The organism is Pseudooceanicola endophyticus, assembly GCF_018760365.1.
In the GTDB taxonomy this organism is placed as follows: Bacteria; Pseudomonadota; Alphaproteobacteria; order Rhodobacterales; family Rhodobacteraceae; genus Pseudooceanicola; species Pseudooceanicola endophyticus.
Genome location: NZ_JAHIAB010000002.1, coordinates 485,256 through 504,249, shown reverse-complemented (window position 1 = coordinate 504,249; position 18,994 = coordinate 485,256). Strand labels below are relative to the sequence as shown.

The 18,994-nt window shown below is 67.8% G+C and carries 14 protein-coding genes; 3 read left to right on the top strand and 11 right to left on the bottom strand.

Features of this window, described 5'->3' with window-relative positions; all coding sequences use genetic code 11:
- Positions 1–48: 48 nt before the first annotated feature.
- The 3 genes from KM176_RS05990 to recA form a co-directional block, all read right to left on the bottom strand.
- Complete coding sequence (locus tag KM176_RS05990) at positions 49–342, bottom strand: DUF1330 domain-containing protein (protein ID WP_160890826.1); 294 nt, start codon at positions 340–342, stop codon at positions 49–51.
- A gap of 10 nt (positions 343–352) precedes the next feature.
- Entirely contained in the window at positions 353–3,004 is a 2,652-nt protein-coding gene (gene alaS / locus KM176_RS05985) for an alanine--tRNA ligase (protein ID WP_160890827.1), read from the bottom strand.
- 223 nt (positions 3,005–3,227) lie between these two features.
- Positions 3,228–4,307 (bottom strand): recombinase RecA, encoded by a 1,080-nt coding sequence (gene recA, locus KM176_RS05980; RefSeq protein WP_160890828.1) that lies wholly within the window; start codon positions 4,305–4,307, stop codon positions 3,228–3,230.
- Between the two features lie 188 nt (positions 4,308–4,495).
- Here recA and KM176_RS05975 point away from each other — a divergent pair, with 188 nt between their 5' ends.
- A complete protein-coding gene (locus KM176_RS05975; protein ID WP_160890829.1) occupies positions 4,496–5,089 on the top strand; it encodes a sulfotransferase family protein in 594 nt (197 codons plus the stop codon).
- Here the strand turns inward: KM176_RS05975 and KM176_RS05970 are convergent.
- From KM176_RS05970 to KM176_RS05960, 3 genes are all read right to left on the bottom strand, one after another.
- Positions 5,071–7,428, bottom strand: coding sequence for a hybrid sensor histidine kinase/response regulator (locus KM176_RS05970; RefSeq protein ID WP_236045180.1), 2,358 nt, complete (start codon positions 7,426–7,428; stop codon positions 5,071–5,073). The two genes, KM176_RS05975 and KM176_RS05970, sit on opposite strands and share 19 nt — an antisense overlap.
- 120 nt (positions 7,429–7,548) lie before the next feature.
- Positions 7,549–8,733 (bottom strand): RsmB/NOP family class I SAM-dependent RNA methyltransferase, encoded by a 1,185-nt coding sequence (locus KM176_RS05965; RefSeq protein ID WP_160890830.1) that lies wholly within the window; start codon positions 8,731–8,733, stop codon positions 7,549–7,551.
- Entirely contained in the window at positions 8,730–10,133 is a 1,404-nt protein-coding gene (locus KM176_RS05960) for an FAD-binding oxidoreductase (protein ID WP_160890831.1), read from the bottom strand. Before KM176_RS05960 ends, KM176_RS05965 begins: the two co-directional genes overlap by 4 nt.
- Before the next feature lie 560 nt (positions 10,134–10,693).
- Between KM176_RS05960 and KM176_RS05955 the strand changes: the two genes are divergently transcribed.
- Positions 10,694–11,617, top strand: coding sequence for a carbohydrate kinase family protein (locus KM176_RS05955; protein WP_160890832.1), 924 nt, complete (start codon positions 10,694–10,696; stop codon positions 11,615–11,617).
- A 55-nt stretch (positions 11,618–11,672) separates the two neighbouring features.
- Here KM176_RS05955 and xylB read toward each other — a convergent pair whose 3' ends face one another.
- The 5 genes from xylB to KM176_RS05930 form a co-directional block, all read right to left on the bottom strand.
- Positions 11,673–13,127, bottom strand: coding sequence for a xylulokinase (gene xylB, locus KM176_RS05950; RefSeq protein ID WP_160890833.1), 1,455 nt, complete (start codon positions 13,125–13,127; stop codon positions 11,673–11,675).
- A 125-nt stretch (positions 13,128–13,252) separates the two neighbouring features.
- Positions 13,253–14,701 (bottom strand): IMP dehydrogenase, encoded by a 1,449-nt coding sequence (guaB, locus tag KM176_RS05945; protein WP_160890834.1) that lies wholly within the window; start codon positions 14,699–14,701, stop codon positions 13,253–13,255.
- Between the two features lie 274 nt (positions 14,702–14,975).
- Positions 14,976–15,668: an anti-sigma factor gene (locus KM176_RS05940; RefSeq protein WP_160890835.1), complete on the bottom strand. Its 693-nt coding sequence runs from the start codon at positions 15,666–15,668 to the stop codon at positions 14,976–14,978.
- Positions 15,665–16,228 (bottom strand): sigma-70 family RNA polymerase sigma factor, encoded by a 564-nt coding sequence (locus KM176_RS05935; RefSeq protein WP_160890836.1) that lies wholly within the window; start codon positions 16,226–16,228, stop codon positions 15,665–15,667. Before KM176_RS05935 ends, KM176_RS05940 begins: the two co-directional genes overlap by 4 nt.
- A gap of 112 nt (positions 16,229–16,340) precedes the next feature.
- A complete protein-coding gene (locus tag KM176_RS05930) occupies positions 16,341–16,754 on the bottom strand; it encodes a DUF7282 domain-containing protein (protein ID WP_160890837.1) in 414 nt (137 codons plus the stop codon).
- Positions 16,755–16,940: 186 nt separating this feature from the next.
- Here KM176_RS05930 and KM176_RS05925 point away from each other — a divergent pair, with 186 nt between their 5' ends.
- The gene (locus KM176_RS05925; RefSeq protein ID WP_160890838.1) at positions 16,941–18,989 is read left to right on the top strand and encodes an ASKHA domain-containing protein; all 2,049 of its coding nucleotides are present in this window, start codon (positions 16,941–16,943) and stop codon (positions 18,987–18,989) included.
- Positions 18,990–18,994 lie beyond the last annotated feature (5 nt).

The following is an 18,994-nucleotide window of genomic DNA, read 5'->3' as shown; positions in this document are numbered from 1 at the left end:
GCCCTCCTTGCGGGGGCGGCGCTTTGGTTTGCTTCAAAGGTGGGCGCCTCAGTCGGCGTCGCCCTCAAGGATCATCAGGTCCCGCTCGGAGGCGCCGCGGGCATGGCTGAGGGCCTCCTGGTATTCCGGGCTGCGGTAGCAGGTTTCGGCCTGTTCCAGGCTCGGGAAGACGGCGAGCACGTTGCGGACGTGTTCATTGCCTTCCAGCCAGACATAGCGACCGCCACGGGCGAGGAACTTGCCCTCGTATTTCGCGATCGCCGGGCCGGCGAGCTTCGCGTAGCGGCCATAGGCCTCCTCATCGGTGACCGTCACATGGGCGATCCAGTATCCCTTGGGCATCTCTCTCTCCTTAAGCGAGGACGGCACGACCGGCGGCGAGCGCCGCTTCCGCACCGGCAAAGTCCTTGCCGCCGCCCTGGGCCATGTCGGGACGGCCACCGCCGCCCTTGCCGCCGACAGCCGGCACGGCCGCCTTCAGCACATCCACGGCCGAGACCTTGGCGGTGAGATCATCGGTGACACCGCAGGCGACCGCAACCTTGCCGTCCTCTTCGGCGACCAGAAGGATGACGCCGGAGCCCAGACGCTGCTTGTGCGCATCGATCAGCGCGCGCAGATCCTTGCCCGAGACGCCCTGCAGCGCCTGGCCCAGGAAGGGCACGCCGTTCACCGTCTCGACCTCGGGGCCCGCGCCGGTGCCGGTACCGCCCATGGCGATCTCGCGCTTGAGCTGGGAGACCTCGTTCGAGAGGTGGCGGCGTTCCTCGAGCAGCGCCTTGACGCGTTCGATGGCCTCGCTGCCGGTGGCCTTCAGCAGGCCCTCGATGCTGGCCAGCGTCGTGTCACGACCGCGCAGTTCGGCCAGCGCCGCGGCGCCGGTCAGGGCCTCGATCCGGCGGACACCGGCGGAGGAGGCGCTTTCGCCGGTCAGGGCGAAGGCGCCGATGTCGCCGGTGCGCGCAACATGGGTGCCGCCGCAGAGTTCCAGAGACCAGGTCTTGCCATCGGTGCCCTTGCCGGTGTCGGCGCGGCCCATGGAGACCACGCGGACCTCGTCGCCGTACTTTTCACCAAACAGCGCCTGGGCGCCGAGGGCGCGGGCGTCATCCGGGGTCATGATGCGGGTTTCGACGGGGGTGTTCTGGCGGATGAAGGCGTTCACATCGGCCTCGACCTTCGCCAGTTCCGCAGGCGTCAGGGCCGTGGAATGGGTGAAGTCGAAGCGCAGGCGGTCGGGCGCGTTCAGCGAGCCGCGCTGTGCGACGTGATCGCCGAGCGCATCGCGCAGCGCCTCGTTCAGCAGGTGGGTGGCCGAGTGGTTGGCGCGGATCTGGCCACGGCGGGCATGATCGACCTCGAGGATCGCGGCCTGGCCCGGCTTGACCTCGCCCTCGGAGACCTCGCCGATATGCAGGAAGACGCCGTTCACCCGCTTGGTGTCGGTGACGGTGACCTTGCCACCTTCGACGCGGATCTCGCCGGTGTCGCCGACCTGGCCGCCGCTTTCGCCATAGAAGGGCGTCTGGTTCAGCACCAGGGTGACCGCTTCGCCGGCTTTGGCAGAGGCGATGGTGGCACCGTCGCGCACCAGGGCCAGGACCTGACCTTCGGCGGTTTCGGTATCGTAGCCCAGGAATTCGGTCGCGCCATGGGTATCCGCGATCTCGAACCAGATGGTGCTGTCGGCGCTTTCGCCCGAGCCGGACCAGGCGGCGCGCGCCTTGGCCTTCTGTTCCGCCATCGCGGTATCGAAGCCTTCGGTATCGACGGTGCGGCCCTTTTCACGCAGCGCATCCTGCGTCAGGTCGAGCGGGAAGCCGTAGGTATCGTAGAGCTTGAAGGCCGAGGCGCCGGGCAGCTCTGCCCCTTCGGGGAGATGGGTCAGCTCTTCGTCCAGCAGCTTGAGGCCCCGATCGAGGGTCTGGCGGAAACGGGTTTCCTCAAGCTTCAGGGTTTCCTCGATCATCGCCTGGCCGGCGCGCAGTTCCGGATAGGCATCACCCATCTGGCGCACCAGTTCCGGCACCAGGCGGTGCATCAGCGGATCCTGGGCGCCCAGCAGGTGGGCGTGGCGGGCGGCGCGGCGCAGGATGCGGCGCAGCACGTAGCCGCGACCGTCATTGGAGGGCATCACGCCGTCGGCAATCAGGAAGGAGGTCGAACGCAGGTGGTCGGCGATGACCCGGTGGTGGGTCTTGCCGGGGCCATCGGGGTCGGAGCTGGTGGCATTGGCCGAGGCTTCGATCAGCGCGCGCATCAGGTCGGTGGCGTAGTTGTCGTTGGTGCCCTGGAGCAGGGCCGCGACCCGTTCGATGCCCATGCCGGTGTCGATCGACTGCATGTCGAGGGCGCGCATCGAGCCATCCTCGAACTGCTCGTTCTGCATGAAGACGACGTTCCAGATCTCGATGAAACGGTCGCCGTCTTCCTCGGGGGATCCGGGCGGGCCGCCCCAGAACTTCTCGCCGTGGTCGTAGAAGATCTCGGTGCAGGGGCCGCAGGGACCGGTCGGGCCCATCTGCCAGAAGTTGTCGGAGGTGGCGATGCGGATGATCCGGCTTTCCGGAACGCCCAGCTTCTTCCACATCTCGAAGGCTTCGTCATCGGTGTGATAGACGGTGGTCGTCAGCTTGTCCTTCGGGATTCCGAACTCCTTGGTGACCACGTCCCAGGCGAAGGGGATCGCCTCGGTCTTGAAGTAGTCGCCGAAGGAAAAGTTCCCCAGCATCTCGAAGAAGGTATGGTGGCGGGCGGTGTAGCCCACATTGTCGAGGTCGTTGTGCTTGCCGCCGGCACGCACGCATTTCTGCGCCGAGGTGGCGCGGGTGTAGTCGCGGGTCTCGACACCGGTGAAGCAGTTCTTGAACTGCACCATGCCGGAATTCGCGAACATCAGCGTCGGATCGTTGCGCGGCACCAGCGGGGAGGACGGCACGACCGTATGTCCCTGAGCCTTGAAATAGTTCAGGAATGTCGAGCGGATCTCGTTCAGCGTCTGCATTCTGTGGCCTTCTCCGGTTGCACGGCGTTGAGGTGATTTAGCGGGGCTGACGGGGAGTGTCTACAGGGGCAATGCGCTGCCTTGGCGGTGCGCGCGCGGGGGCGCTGCCCCCATCGGGGCTGCGCCCCGATTCCCCCGGGATATTTCCGGCCAGATGAGAGAGCCGGAATGCGAAAAGGGGTGGCCGCTGGCCACCCCTTCCCCGCTGTCGTTCAAGACCGGCTCAGCCTTCCATGACGTCGCCGTCGTTGCCGTCATCCTTGTAGCCGGCGCCGAAGTCGAGGCCGTGGGCGGCGCGGATCTTTTCCTCGATCTCGTAGGCGAGGTCGGGGTTTTCCTTCAGGAAGGTCTTGGCATTTTCCCGGCCCTGGCCGATGCGTTCATCGCCGTAGGAATACCAGGAGCCGGATTTCTCGACCACGCTGGCCTTGACGCCGAGGTCGAGGAGTTCGCCGGTCTTGGAGATCCCCTCGCCGTACATGATGTCGAATTCGACCTGCTTGAAGGGCGGGGCCACCTTGTTCTTCACCACCTTGACGCGGGTGGCGTTGCCGACCACCTCGTCGCGGTCCTTGATGGCGCCGATGCGGCGGATGTCGAGGCGCACGGAGCTGTAGAACTTCAGCGCGTTGCCGCCCGTGGTGGTTTCCGGAGAGCCGAACATCACGCCGATCTTCATGCGGATCTGGTTGATGAAGATCACCATGCAGTTCGAGCGCGCGATCGAGCCGGTGAGCTTGCGCATGGCCTGGGACATCAGGCGGGCGTGGACGCCGACGTTGCTGTCGCCCATGTCGCCTTCGAGTTCCGATTTCGGCGTCAGCGCCGCGACCGAGTCGACGATGACCATGGAGACCGCGCCGGAGCGCACCAGGGTATCGGTGATCTCAAGGGCCTGTTCGCCGGTGTCGGGCTGAGAGATCAGCAGTTCGTCCAGATCGACGCCCAGCTTGCGCGCATATTGCGGGTCGAGCGCATGTTCGGCGTCGACGAAGGCGCAGACGCCGCCCTTCTTCTGCTCTTCCGCGACGCAGTGCAGCGTCAGCGTCGTCTTGCCCGAGGATTCGGGGCCGTAGATCTCGATGATGCGGCCCTTGGGCAGGCCGCCGATGCCGAGCGCAATGTCGAGCCCGAGGGAGCCGGTGGAGGTGGATTCGATCTGCTGGATCGCATCCTTGCCCCCGAGTTTCATGATCGAGCCCTTGCCGAACTGGCGTTCGATCTGGGCCAGAGCGCTGTCCAGCGCCTTCTGCTTGTTCGGGTCGCGTTTGTCGCTCATGGAAAGTAGATCTGCCGTTGCCATTCTTTGCACCCTTATTTCACACCCCTGCGGGGGCGGCAATGACTGCCGATGTTCGCCTCTTGTTCACAGATGTATGGGATCAAAGAGAGAACATTTCAAGTAATTCTTGGTAAACCACCCTCCCATGTCAGGAGTTAAGGAGTGGTTTACCGCGCTCCGGCAGGATCGGATTTCGCGAAAGGTCTGAAATGCTGGTATTTTCCAAGGCCAGGCTGGTCATGCTCTCGGTGCCGAAAACCGGCACCACTGCCTATGAAACCGCGCTGGCACCGCTGGCCGCGCTGGTGGTCCGCGATCCGCCGGAGCTGAAACATGCGCCGCTCTACCGCTACAACCGCTTCTTCCGCCCCATGCTGGAGAAGGTCCTGGGCCCCGGGATCGAGGTGATCGCGGTCATGCGCGAGCCGGTCTCCTGGCTGGGCAGCTGGTACCGGTATCGCCAGCGCCCCTTCCTGGACGGCCAGGCGGTGTCGACCCGGGGCCTCAGCTTCGACGATTTCGTGCAGGCCTATACCCGCGGCGACCGCCCGCCCCATGCCGAAGTCGGCAGCCAGGCGCGCTTTCTCGCCCCGGCGAAGAACGGCTGCGCCGTCGACCGGATCTTCCGCTACGAGGATCCCGGGCAGCTGCGGGCCTTCCTGGAGGCCCGGCTGGAGACCCGCATCGAGGTGCCGCGCAGCAATGTCTCTCCGGCCGCCCCGCTGACGCTGAGCCCGGAAACCGCGGCACGGCTGGCCCGCCGCCATGCCGCCGATTTCGCCCTCTATGCCTCGCTGCGCTGAGCCTTGCCGGCCTCGACCTGGGCGCGCACCGTCTCGGTCAGGTCCGACAGCGAGAAGGGCTTGGGCAGGAAGACGGAATTGGGGATCTTCGCCGCCGAATCGCTGAAGCTGTCCTCGGCGTAGCCCGAGACGAAGATCACCCGCACGTCGGGCCGCTCGACCAGCGCCTTGCGCACCCAGCTGGGCCCGTCCATGCCGGGCATGATCACGTCGGTGACGAAGACGTCGATCTGCAACCGGCTGCCGCGCAGCGTCTCCAGCGCCTGCTCGGCATTGGCGGCCTCGAGCACCGAGAACCCCTTGAGCCGCAGCGCCCGGCTGGCGAAGGCGCGCACCGGCGCCTCATCCTCGACCAGCAGCACCACGCCGTCGCCGTTGGCCTCGGTGCGGGGGGCGGCCTGCTGCGTTTCGGGCAGCGCCACGCGGATGTCACGCAGCGCCGGGAAGAGCAGCGTGAAGCAGGTGCCCACCCCCGGCGTGCTGTCGACGAAGATGAAACCGCCCGACTGCTTGACGATGCCATAGGCGGTGGACAGGCCCAGCCCCGTCCCCTCGCCCACGCGCTTGGTGGTGAAAAAGGGCTCGAACACCTTGGAGAGCTTGTCCGGCGGGATGCCGACCCCGGTGTCGGTCACATTGACCGAGACATATTCCCCCGCCGGCACCAGGGCGCGATCGCAGGTCATGGCCTCGGCCAGGTGCAGCACCTCGGTGGTGATGCGGATCTCGCCGCCGGTGGGCATGGCGTCGCGGGCATTGACCACCAGGTTCATCAGCACCTGTTCCAGCTGCCGCTTGTCGGCGCGGATCTCGGGCAGGACGGGATCGTAGGTGAAGTTCAGCCGCACCTTCTCGCCCACCAGACGGTTCAGAAGGTGGGTCAGATCCGACAGCGTGTCGCGCAGATCCAGCGTTTCGGGCCGCAGCGTCTGCTTGCGCGAGAAGGCCAGCAACTGGCCCACCAGCGCCGCCGCGCGGTTGGCGTTCTGGTTGATCTGGATAAGGTCGGCGAAATCCGGATCGCCCGCGTCATGGCGCAGCAGCAGCAGGTCGCAATGTCCCGAGATCGCCGTCAGCAGGTTGTTGAAATCATGCGCGACGCCCCCGGCAAGCTGGCCGATGGCCTGCATCTTCTGGGTCTGGACGAACTGCGCCTCAAGGGTCTTCAGCTCGGTCGCGTCGCTCAGAACGGCGATCAGCGCCGGGCGTCCGGCATGGCGGACGGGCTTGATCACCACCTGCACGAAGATCTCGCGCTCCGAACGCGACAGCCGCAGGAATTCCGAGCGCGGCCGGTACTGCGCATCACCCTCGTGGGTCGCCACCTCGTGCAGCCAGCCGGGGATCGAGCGGCCCAGCCCCTCCATCAGGTCGGCCAGCTTCATCTCGGGCCCCCGGGGGATGTCCAGCAGCGCGCAGGCGGCGGTATTGGCCAGCTCGATCTCGCCGCTCGGCGACAGGCGCAGGATCGCCACCGGCAGCCCGTCGATCAGGTCCCAGATCGTGCGGTCGGCCTGAGAGAGCCCTTCCGGCAGGGTATCCTCCTCGCTCAGGGGCAGCAGCAGCGCGTCGCGCCGCCCGCCCTCGCCCGGAATTTCGACCAGGCGGCGGCGTTCGCTGCCCTGGGGCGTGCGCACCTCGACCGGGTGACCGGGCCGGACGGGCCCCAGGAAAAGTTCCGAAAGCTGCTGCGGACGCCGCCCCGCCAGCCGCCGTGCGGCGGCGTTCATGTAAAGCACCGCGCCCCCCCGCCCCAGCGTCACCATCGGCAGGCGGGCATCCAGCTCGGCCTCGCTGCGACCGGGGCCGAAATCCTCCAGCCGCCAGTAGAAGCGCCCATCATCCAGCGACTGCACGCTGAGCCGGGCATGGCCGCTCAGCGTCACCACGTCCTCGCGCGCGGAGCCGGCCTGAAGCGCGGCCTCCTGCAGGCGGTCGATCACCGGCCCGACACTGTGGATGCGTTCCGACAGGGCGGCATCGACGCTGCGCAGCTGCTCGGCCCCCAGATCGCGCCCGGCGGCGGCATTGGCAAAGCGCACCGCACCGTCGCCATCGGCCACCAGAATCGCCGCGGTATCGTGATCGGCCAGGCTGCGCAGCGCCGCCTCTGCCCCGGGCAGCGGACGCGCAGCGCCCCGCCCGCGCAGCCGCAGGCCCAGCAGGACCCCGGCCAGCACCAGCCCGCTCATCGCGAAAGTCAGGGAAACCTCGACCGAGGGCACCACCAGCGCCAGCAGGAAGAACGCCGCGGAACAGGCCATCAGCCCATGCCGCCGGGCGGTCAGCCTCCGCACTGCAAGATCCGCGATGTCGCGATCCGCCCCGATGTCGACCATAGGCGCCCCTCCCGGCCTGCAACCTCTCGTTAATATCAGTGTCGAGAACTGATTAAACGGAGGTTAACAGACCTTTGGGAGGTTCACCAAATCCTAGGGCTGAACCGCGTTACAGGCGCCCTAGGCCGCGCGGCGCCGGAACCGGGCCAGGAAGAAGCCGTCGCCACCATCGGCAGGCGTCAGCGACAGCCGCGCCTCTTCGCTCCAGTCGGCGCCATGACGGGCCAGGAAGGCATCGGCCTGATCGCCATTCTCGGCCGCGAAAAGCGAGCAGGTCGCATAGGCCAGCTGCCCGCCCGGCGCCACAAGATCGCGCGCCTGATCCAGGATCTGCGCCTGAATGGCACGCACCTCGTCCAGGCGTTCGGGGGTCAGCAGCCACTTGCCCTCGGGCGCACGGCGCCAGGCACCGCTGCCGGAACAGGGCGCATCGCAAAGCACCAGATCGAAGGGCCCCAGCCGCGACAGTTCGGAGGTGGAGGCCAGCTGCACCGACAGCCCGGCCCGCGCGGCACGCGCCGGCAGGTCCTTCATCCGCGCCGGAGCGGCATCATGGGCGGTCAGGTCCAGCCCGCCCCGGGCGCCAAGCGCCAGGGTCTTGCCGCCACCGCCCGCGCAGTAGTCCAGCACCCGCGCACCGGGCGCCAGCGGGATCGCCGCGCAGATCGCCTGGCTGGCGGCGTCCTGCATCTCGAACAGCCCGTCCTCGAAGGCCTGCAGCTGTTGCAGGCGCCGGGCGCCCCCGGTCACCTCCAGCGCGGTCTCCACCAGCGGGACCGGCGCAACCTTCAGCCCCTCGGCCTCCAGCAGCGCCTGAAGCGCGGCGACCGAGGTGCGGGCGGTGTTGACCCGGATATGCACCGGCGCACGGTGGCGCAGCGCCTCGGCAGCAGCCCTCGCCTGATCCCCGAGGGTCTGCTGCATCAGCGGCCAGACCCAGCCCGGCAGATCCAGATCACGCGCCGCATCCTCGGGCAGCGCGAAGGGGCCCTGCTCGGCCTCGCTCAGCGGTTTGGGCGCGTGGCCCTCGCCGGTGAACATCGCTTCGGGTGCCTGACCGGCGGCGCGCAGCAAACCCAGCATCAGGCCGCGCCCGCTTTCCGGCGCCGCCCCCTGCCCAAGTGCTGCAAAGCTGCGCCGACAGCGCAGCGCATCAAAGACATGGTCCCGGATCGCCGCACGATCCTTCGAGCCGGCAAAGCGCGAGCGTCGCGCCCAGCCGGTCAGGGCCTTCTCGGCGGGGGTCCCTTCGATCACCTGATCGAGGATCTCTGCCGCCGCCGCCAAACGGGCCGCCGGCGTCATGCCAGCTCCCCGAACAGCTTGCCGGGATTGAGGATGCCCTTGGGATCAAGCGCCGCCTTCAGCGCCCGCATCACCTCAAGCGCCGGACCGACCTCGGCGGCAAGGGACTCCATCTTGCCCTGACCGATGCCATGTTCCCCGGTGCAGGTCCCGCCCGAGGCCTGCGCCCGCTTGGTGATCCCCTTCAGGAAGGCATCGACCTCGGCGCGCTCGGCGGCATCCGCCGGATCGGTCATCAGCACGACGTGGAAGTTGCCGTCGCCGACATGGCCCAGAATGGTGCCGATCAGGCCGCGCGCCTCCAGGTCCTTCGCGGCCTCAAGAATGTTGTCCGCCAGTTTCGAGATCGGCACGCAGGCGTCGCTGACCAGACCCTTGCAGCCCGGACGCAGAGCAAGCGCCGCCCAGAAGGCATCATGCCGGGCACGCCACAGCTTGTTGCGGGCATCGCGGTCGGCGGTCCAGTGAATATCGCTCGCACCATGCTCTTCCGAGATTTCGGCGAAGATGCGGGCATTGTCGCGGGCGCTGGCATCGGTGCCGGCGCATTCGAAGAACAGCGTCGGCTGCTCGGCCAGCTCCAGCTTGGAATAGGCATTGCAGGCGCGGATCTGGTTGACGTCCAGAAGTTCGACCCGCCCCACGTCAAGGCCGATCTGCACCATGGTGATCACCGCTTCGGAGGCCGCCTGAAGGCTGGGAAAAACGGCAACACCGCCCAGGGTTTCCTCGGGGATGCCGCGCAGGCGCAGCGTCACCTCGGTGATGATGCCCAGCGTCCCTTCCGAGCCGATCATCAGCCGGGTCAGGTCATAGCCCGCCGCGCTCTTGATGGCGCGGGTGCCGGTACGGATGATGCGGCCATCGGCCATCACCACCTCCAGCGACAGGACGTTTTCCGCCATGGTGCCGTAGCGCACCGCATTGGTGCCCGAAGCCCGGGTGGCGCACATCCCCCCGATCGAGGCATCGGCGCCCGGATCGATCGGGAAGGTCAGGCCGGAATGGCGCAGTTCCTGGTTCAGCCGCTTGCGGGTCAGGCCGGGCTGGACCACGGCGATCATGTCCTCGGGGTGCACTTCCCTCAGCGCATCCATCCGGCTCATGTCGATGGAGACACCGCCGACGGGCGCGTTCAGCTGACCTTCCAGCGAAGAGCCCGCCCCGAAGGGAATGAGCGGCACGGCGTGATCCCAGCAGATCTTCGCAATGGCCGAGACCTCGGCCGTATCAAGCGGAAAGACCACCATGTCGGGGGCCTGCGTGCCACGCCCGGTCGCCGTGTTGGCATGCTGTTCGCACAGCGCGGCCGAGGTCTGCAGGCGCTCCCCGAGCAAGTCCTGCAACGCTGCGCGTACCGCGCCAAGCGCCGCCTGATCGGGTTTCACCATCGCGTTCATGGCCTGCCTCCTTCGGGTCGGGTAATATTGTTGCGCCGCCGATTTGTGCAGCGCGGATCGCGGAACTCCTACTCTTCCCCCCAGAGCGAGGCAAGCGCCGGAACCGGCCTCCGGTTCCGGGATGCGCCAGGCGCGCTCCGGCCTATCCCCAGTCTGCCGGAAGCTTTGCAGAAAATATCATTGCGACCTGAGGTTGTCGCGCGAAATGCATGTGTTGAAACGTGTTCCGCCGAACCGTCACAGGACATATTATGTCGATACATTAACTATGTACCTCAAACGATTGATATAAAGTATTTAATTATGATTTCTGTCTCCAATACAGGCGGGCCTTCCCCTCGGCGGGTTCAGGCCGACCGGGGCGCGACAAGTCCTTTTGCCCCAAGCCTCTCCCGGGGTTATTCACCCCTCTCCACAGAGTTATCCACAGCGCATCCCCGGATTACATGCTGACTTCATGCAATCAGCGCATCCCGGGCATGATATCTCGACAGCCCCGGCGGAATCTTCTACCCCTGCCACCAGATACCGCTAACAACGCCCCAGGAGGCCCCAGACCCATGATCATCTGCTGCGGCGAAGCCCTGATCGACATGATCCCCGGAACCAGCACCGAAGGCGACATCGCCTTCCGCCCGCTGGTCGGTGGCGCCATCTTCAATACTGCCATCGCGCTTGGCCGCCTGGGGGCCGACTGCGCGATGATCTCGGGCCTGTCCACCGATCTTTTCGGCGACCGGCTAAGTGCGGCCCTGGCCGAGGCCGGCGTTTCGACCGACCTGCTGGTGCGCAAGCCCCTGCCCACCACCCTGGCCTTCGTGACCCTGGTGGACGGCAAGGCCACCTATGATTTCTACGATGAGAATTCCGCCGGGCGGATGATCACCGCCGCCGATCTTCCCACCGTGCCCGATGCCGCCAAGGCACTGTATTTCGGTGGCATTTCCCTGGCCGTGGAGCCCGGCGCCGAGGCCTATGCCGCGCTGTGCCGCGCCACGCCCGAGGATCGGGTGGTCATGGTCGATCCCAACATCCGCCCCGGTTTCATCCGGGACGAGGCCGCCTTCCGCGCCCGCCTCGCCACCATGCTGAGCCGCGCCGACATCGTGAAGATCTCGGACGAGGACCTGGACTGGCTGGAACCCGATCCGATGCCGCTGGCCGCCAAGGCCGCGCGCATCGCCCCGCAGGCCATCACCGTGGTCACCCGCGGCGCCGATGGCGTGCTGGCGCTTTTCGGCGGCACCGAGATCGAAGTGCCCGCCCGCAAGGCCCAGGTTGTCGACACCGTCGGCGCCGGCGACACGTTCAACGCCGGCCTGCTGTTCCGGCTTGAGGAAATGAGCCTGCTGACCCGCGAGGCCCTGCGCGGCATCCGCGCCGAGGACCTTGCAGAAGCGCTGGATTTCGGCGCCCGCGTGGCCGCCGTCACGGTGTCCCGCGCCGGGGCGAACCCGCCCTATCGCCACGAACTTCCTGCCTGAACAGCACCCCACTTTCACAAATGAAAACGGGCCCCTGCGGGGGCCCGTTGATGTTTCACTGGATGTTGCGAATAGCTGAGTAGCTGGCCCGGTGCTTCTGATAGGCCGCCTCGAAAGCATCGCGCAACCTGTCGTTCGGCTCGATCACGCGACCAATCTCGGGCCGGGTCATCAGCGCCACCGGATCGCCCCCCGTCGCCGCCACCAGCGCAAGCCGCGCCGCCCCAAGAGCCGCGCCGAACTCCCCCGCTTTCGGAAGCATCATCGGCAGATCCAGCACGGTCGCGATCATCTCGACCCAATGGGCCGAGGCCGAACCGCCACCAATGATCAGCAGCGGGCCCAGCTGTGCCCCGGCCCCGCGCAGCGCTTCGGCACTGTCGCGCAGCCCGTAGGCCACCCCCTCCAGGACCGCGCGGGTCATGTCGGCGCGCCCGGTGTCGCTGCCAAGCCCGGTGAAGGCGCCCCGGATGAAGGCATCGTTATGCGGCGTCCGCTCCCCCGCCAGATAGGGCAGGAAACGTTCGCGCCCCGGCGCGGCCAGATCCCCCAACTCTCCGGTCAGGGCAGCGGGCTTCAGCCCGGTGATCCGCGACAGCCAGTTCAGGCTGTCGGTCGCCGACAGCATCACCCCCATCTGGTACCATTGCCCCGGCACCGCGTGGCAGAAGGTGTGCAGGGCGCTTGCGGCCTCCGGATGGTAGCCGTCCCGCGCCGCCAGAAGCACGCCGGAGGTGCCAAGCGACACAAAGCCTTCACCCTCGCTCAGCGATCCGGTGCCGCAGGCGGAGGCGGCATTGTCCGCCGCACCCCCGGCCACCACGGCACTGCGGGGAATGCCCCAGCGATCCGCCAGCTCCGGCTTCAGCCGGCCCGCCACGGCACAGCCTTCGACCAGCGCGGGCATCTGCGCGCGGCTCAGACCGGTTGCCTCCAGCAGCGCGTCGGACCAGTCGCGACCGCCGCAATCCAGCCAGGCCGTGCCCGCCGCATCCGACATGTCAGAGACGAATTCGCCGGTCATATAGTAATTCAGATAGGCCGCCGGCAGCAGGATCTTCGACGTCCTTTCAAAGATTTCCGGTTCGTTCTTCGCAACCCACTTCAACTTGGGCGCGGTAAACCCCGGGAAGACGATATTGCCCGACACCGCGCGGAATGCCGGCATCGCATCCAGCTCGGCCGCCTCCGCATGGCTGCGGGTGTCATTCCACAGGATGCAGGGGCGCAGCACCTCTCCGGCACCATCCAGCAGCGTCGCCCCGTGCATATGCCCCGACACGGCGATCCCCGCGACCTGCGCCATGGCCTCGGGATGGCTGGCTGCCAGCGCCGCCATGGCGGCCTCCAGCGCCGTCACCCATTCGCCGGGATCCTGCTCCGACCAGCCGGGGTGCGGGTTGGTCGCCCGTGCGCTCTGCGCGGCCGAGGCGATGACACTGCCATCTTCAGCCATCAGCAGGGCACGCAGCCCCGAAGTTCCCAGATCCAGCCCGAGTGCATTGGCCATGACGGCCCTCCCTTCCATTCCGGCCCGAAGGCCCCTCCCATATGGCACGGGCGCCCCGAGGGGCGCCCGACCAGTGCTGCGAAGATTGCGGCTGAAAACCGGAATGTCTAGTACGTTACCGGCGTTTAACCGATACGATAATTCGGGCTTTCGCGGGTGATCTGCACGTCGTGGACATGGCTTTCCGACAGACCCGCATTGGTGATCTTCACGAAAGAGCAGTTTTTGCGCATGTCCTCGACGGTGGCGTTGCCCGTGTAGCCCATGGCGGCACGCAGACCGCCGACCAGCTGGTGGATCACCGCACCGGCCGCGCCCTTGTAGGCCACCTGCCCCTCGATCCCTTCCGGCACCAGCTTGTCGCTGGCGGCATCCTTCTGGAAGTAGCGGTCCGCCGAGCCGCGCGCCATGGCGCCCAGGCTGCCCATGCCGCGATAGGACTTGTAGGAGCGGCCCTGGTACAGGATCACCTCGCCCGGCGCCTCGTCGGTGCCCGCGATCATGGAGCCCACCATGGCGCAGGAGGCACCCGCCGCGATCGCCTTGGCGAAATCGCCCGAGAACTTGATGCCGCCGTCGGCGATCACCGGCACGTCGCCGGCGGCCTTGGCGCAGTCCATGATGGCGGTCAGCTGCGGCACGCCGACACCGGCCACCATCCGCGTGGTGCAGATGGAGCCCGGGCCGATGCCGACCTTGACCGCATCGGCGCCGGCCGCGATCAGCGCCCGGGTCGCCTCGGCGGTGGCCACGTTGCCGGCAATGATCTGGACGTTGTTCGACAGGCCCTTGATGCGGCTCACCGCCTCCAGCACGCCACGGGAATGGCCGTGGGCGGTATCGACCACCAGGATGTCGACACCAGCGTCGATCAACGCCTCGGAACGCTCAAAGCCCGCATCGCCCACGGAAGTCGCCGCGGCCACCCGCAGGCGGCCCAGGTCATCCTTGCAGGCGGTGGGGTTCAGCACGGCCTTCTCGGTGTCCTTCAGGGTCAGCAGCCCGGTCAGCTTGCCCGCACCATCGGTCACCAGCAGCTTCTCGATCCGCCGTTCGCGCATCATCGCGATGGCCTGGGCGCGGTCGGCAGGTTCCACCAGCACCGCGAGGTTCTCGGAGGTCATCATGACCCGCACCGGCGTCTCGTCCTTCTGGGCGAAACGCATGTCGCGATTGGTCACGATGCCGACGACGCGCTTGCTCTCGTCGACCACCGGGAAGCCGGAAAACCCGTAGCGCTCGGTCAGCGCCTTGGCATCGGCCAGGGTCTGGTCGGGCGTCAGCGTCACCGGGTTGTAGACGATGCCGCTTTCAAAGCGCTTCACGCGGCGGACTTCCTCGGCCTGGCGCAGCACGTCGAGGTTCTTGTGGATCACGCCGATACCGCCGGCCTGGGCCATGGTGATGGCCATGCGGGCCTCGGTCACCGTGTCCATTGCCGAACTCAGCAGGGGGATGTTCAGGGAAATCGCCTTGGTGACCCTCGTGCGCGTATCGGCGGTCGACGGCAGAACCGACGACTCGGCGGGTACGAGCAGAACATCATCGAAGGTGAGAGCCTCGCGAATCTCCATTGGTCACTCCATGGGCAAGTTCACTTGGCGCCCCCCTATTGCATGTCTCGCGACAGGGGGGAAGTCGAAAAGCGGCGCCCCGGCCCACACATCTTCCTGTGCGATCCGGGCACTGGACCATTCCGCCGATCCGTCGGATAAGCACCCTGTTTGGCCGCAGGGATCTTGCCGCGCGCGCCCTGTTCCCTGTCATCTGGCCGAAAATATCCCGGGGGTGAGCCGGGCCCGGGCCCGGCGAGGGGGCAGCGCCCCCTGCCTTGATCCGCCTCGCGCCCTACACGCCGAACAGCGGCCCGCTCGCCAGCACCGCGCCCGTCGGCTGCCCGGTCGGCGATCCGCCCTCGGGTTCGTCGGACACCGCCAGCGTGCCCCCGGCCAGCCGCGCGCCAAGCGCCGCAGGCAGCGTGACGTAACTGTCCCGCGCCGCGGGCACCAGCCCCAGCGACACCGGGGCAGAACCATCCGCCGGCAGCAGCCACAGCTCGCGCGCCCGGCCCGGCGGGATGCGCAGCGCCTCGTGCAGGATGCGCAGCCGATGGATATCCTCGTCGTAGCCCGCCTGGAGGACCAGCGTGCCTGCGGCGCGCAGGTCGGCATGAAGATCGGGCACGAAGACCGGCCGGTTCAGCACCGGAGAGAGCAGCCCCAGCGCCACGACCCCGGCCAGCAGCGCCCCCGATGGCCAGGCCAGGCGCCACATCCGCCCGCGCCTTGCCCGGGTCCCGCCGATCCGGCGCAGCAGCTCTGCCCGCAGGTGGGCGGGCGGCGGCAGCTCGCCGGGGGCCTCGGCCTCGATCTGCACCAGCCGCGCCTCCCAGGCATGGACGGCACGGCGCAGCGCGGGCTCCTGCGCCAGGCGCCCCTCAAAGCCCGCCCGGGCCTCGGGCGCCAGCAGGTGCAGGGCGTATTCCCCCGCCAGCAGGATGTCCTCCTCCGGCAGGTCCGCCATCTCGTCGCGCGTGCTCATCGGCTCATGCACTCCTTCAGCTTCAGCAGGCTGCGCCGCAGCCAGGTCCGCATCGTGTTCAGCGGCACCTCGTGGCGCGCCGCAAGCTGCGCGTAGCTCAGCCCCTGCAGGTAGGCGCCGCGCACCGCCCGGGCGCGATCAGCCTCCAGCTCGTCCATGCAGGCGGTGATCCGCACCGCCTCCGAACGCGCGATCACCTGGGCCTCGGGTCCGGGGCGGGCGTCGGACAGCTCCGGCATCTCGTCCAGGTCGCGCACCTCTCCCGCGCTCTGGCGTGCCCGCAGCCGGTCGATGGCCAGGTTGCGCGCCACGGTGATCAGCCAGGTCATCGGCGAATGGCCGGTGGGCGCATAAAGATCCGCCTTGTGCCAGACCCGCAGGAAGACCTCCTGCAACGCCTCCTCGGCCTCGGCGCGATTGCGCAGCACCCGCAGGCAAACGGCAAACAGCTTGCCGCTGGTGGCATCGTAAAGCGCCGCGAAGGCAGCCCTGTCGCGCAGGGCCACGCGGGCGATCAGCGCCTCGATCTCGGCCGGATCGCGCTGGCTGGCCAGTGTCATGAAGGTCTCCCCACCCCTTTAAGGGACCCTCGCAAGGGATCGGGAAGGCGTCAAGACCAAGGGGGGCGTGCCGGGAAAGGCGGCGGCCGGCACGCCCGGCGGCGGCCTGCCCCTAGCGGGCGGTGACCACCGCCATCACCAGCTTGCCGCCGGGCTTGATCGGCCCGTCCTCGGTGGCGCCAAGCGTGTATTCGAACTGACCGGCGCTCATGCCGCCGGCTTCGGAATGGATCATCAGCATCAGCATGTCGCCGGGGGCGACGGGTTCGCTCAGCAGGGCCGCGACATCGCTGGTCTTGCCGGCCCGCAGCGGCGCATAGCCCACCACCGGCCCCGGCTTCATCTCGGCATCGGTGCGGTGGACGACCAGCCAGCCGTTCTCGGGGGCCATCACCTCCGAGGCAGAGACCACCCCATTCGCCACGGACTGGTCCATCGCCATCACCATCGGGGTCATGTGGCCATCGGCCTGGGCCGCGCCCGCAGCCAGGGCCAGGCCCGCAAGGGCAAGTGTCAGGGTCTTCATGGTCGTCTCCTCTCTGTTGCGGCAGGGATCCGTCCCCGCCTGAACGAACCCACGAAAACACCGCATCAAAGGTTTCACCGCCGGGTCATTTTTCCCGCCCCCGCCCCCAAGCGCTGCGCCCTTTCCCTTCTCCCGAGCGTTCATTACCCTGCCCGCCATCACGGACCGCCAGGAAAGACGACTGCCATGCGCGAACAGGACCCGTTGGTCATCTTCACCCCCTCCGGCAAGCGCGGTCGTTTTGCGAAGGGCACCCCGGTGCTTCAGGCGGCGCGCAGCCTCGGCGTCGATCTCGATTCCGTCTGCGGCGGGCGCGGCATCTGCTCGAAATGCCAGATCACGCCCAGCTACGGCGATTTCCCCAAGCACGGCGTCCACGTGGCCGAGGGCGCGCTGTCGGCCTGGAACGCGGTCGAACAGCGCTACGATGACAAGCGCGGGCTGAAACCGGGGCGCCGTCTGGGCTGCCAGGCGCAGGTGATGGGCGACGTGGTGATCGACGTGCCGCCCGAAAGCCAGGTCCACAAGCAGGTGATCCGCAAACGGGCCGATACGCGCGCCATCACCCTGGACCCGGCCACGCGCCTGCTGTTCCTGGAGGTCGAGAAACCCGACATGCATGAACCCTCGGGCGATTTCGAACGCCTGTCCAAGGCGCTTTCTGCGCAATGGGGCGTCGAGGGGCTGACCGCCGGCCTCAGCTTTCTGTCAAAGCTGCAGCCCGCGCTGCGCAAGGGCGGATGGAAGGTCACCCTGGCCGTCCACAAGGATCACACCACCGCCGCCCCCCGCGCGATCGAGATCTGGCCCGGCCTTCACGAGGATGGCCTTTACGGCCTTGCCATCGACCTTGGCTCGACCACCATCGCCGCCCACCTGACGGACCTGCGCAGCGGCGCGGTGACGGCCTCCTCCGGCCTGATGAACCCGCAGATCCGCTTTGGCGAAGACCTGATGAGCCGCGTCTCCTACGTGATGATGAACCCCGGCGGCGACGTGGAGATGACCCGCGCGGTGCGCGAGGCGCTCTCGGACCTCGCGAAGGCGCTGGCGCAAGAGGCCGGGATCGCGCCCGAGCTGATCGTCGAGGCCGTGCTGGTCTGCAACCCGGTGATGCACCACCTGATGCTGGGCATCGACCCGGTGGAACTGGGCCAGGCCCCCTTCGCCCTGGCGACCTCCTCCTCGCTCTCCCTGCCCGCCTCGGATCTGGATTTCACCGGGATCAACCCGCGCGCCCGGGTCTACATTCTGCCCTGCATCGCAGGCCATGTGGGGGCCGATGCCGCCGCCGTGGCGCTGTCGGAAGCCCCCGAGAAATCCGAGGACCTGGTGCTGGTGATCGACGTCGGCACCAATGCCGAAATTCTGCTGGGCAACACCAGCCGCGTCCTTGCCTGTTCCTCGCCCACCGGGCCCGCCTTCGAGGGCGCGCAGATCAGTTCCGGCCAGCGCGCCGCCCCCGGCGCCATCGAACGGGTCGAGATCGACCCTGAAACGAAGGAGCCAAGCTTCAAGGTGATCGGCTGCGACCTGTGGTCGAGCGACGCGGGCTTTGCCCAGGCCGTCGGCGCGGGCAGCATCACCGGCATCTGCGGCTCCGGCATCATCGAGGCGGTGGCCGAGATGCGCATGGCCGGCATCCTTGATCCCTCGGGCCTGATCGGGTCGGCCGAACAGGTGGGCACGCCGCGCTGCATCGACGAGGGGCGCACCCATGCCTACGTGCTGCATGACGGCACCGCTGACGGCGGCCCGCTGATCAGCGTCACCCAGGGCGACATCCGCGCCATCCAGCTGGCGAAATCCGCGCTTTATGCCGGGGGGCGCCTGCTGATGGATGAAATGGGTGTCGATCATGTCGACCGCGTGGTGCTGGCCGGGGCCTTCGGGGCGCATATCTCGGCCAAGCACGCGATGGTGCTGGGGATGATCCCCGATGTGCCGCTGGACAAGGTGACTTCGGCGGGCAATGCCGCCGGCACGGGCGCGCGGATTGCCCTTTGCAACATCCAGGCCCGCCACGAGATCGAGGAGAACGTGCGCCGGATCACCAAGATCGAGACCGCCCTTGCGCCCGCCTTCCAGACGCATTTCGTCAATGCCAACGCGATCCCCCACGCCACCGATCCCTTCCCCAACCTGCGCGCCGTGGCGCCCCTTCCGGCGGTCAGCTACAACACCGGCGGCGGCGATGGCGGTGGCAGAGGCGGACGCCGGCGCCGCCGCGGCTGACCCCC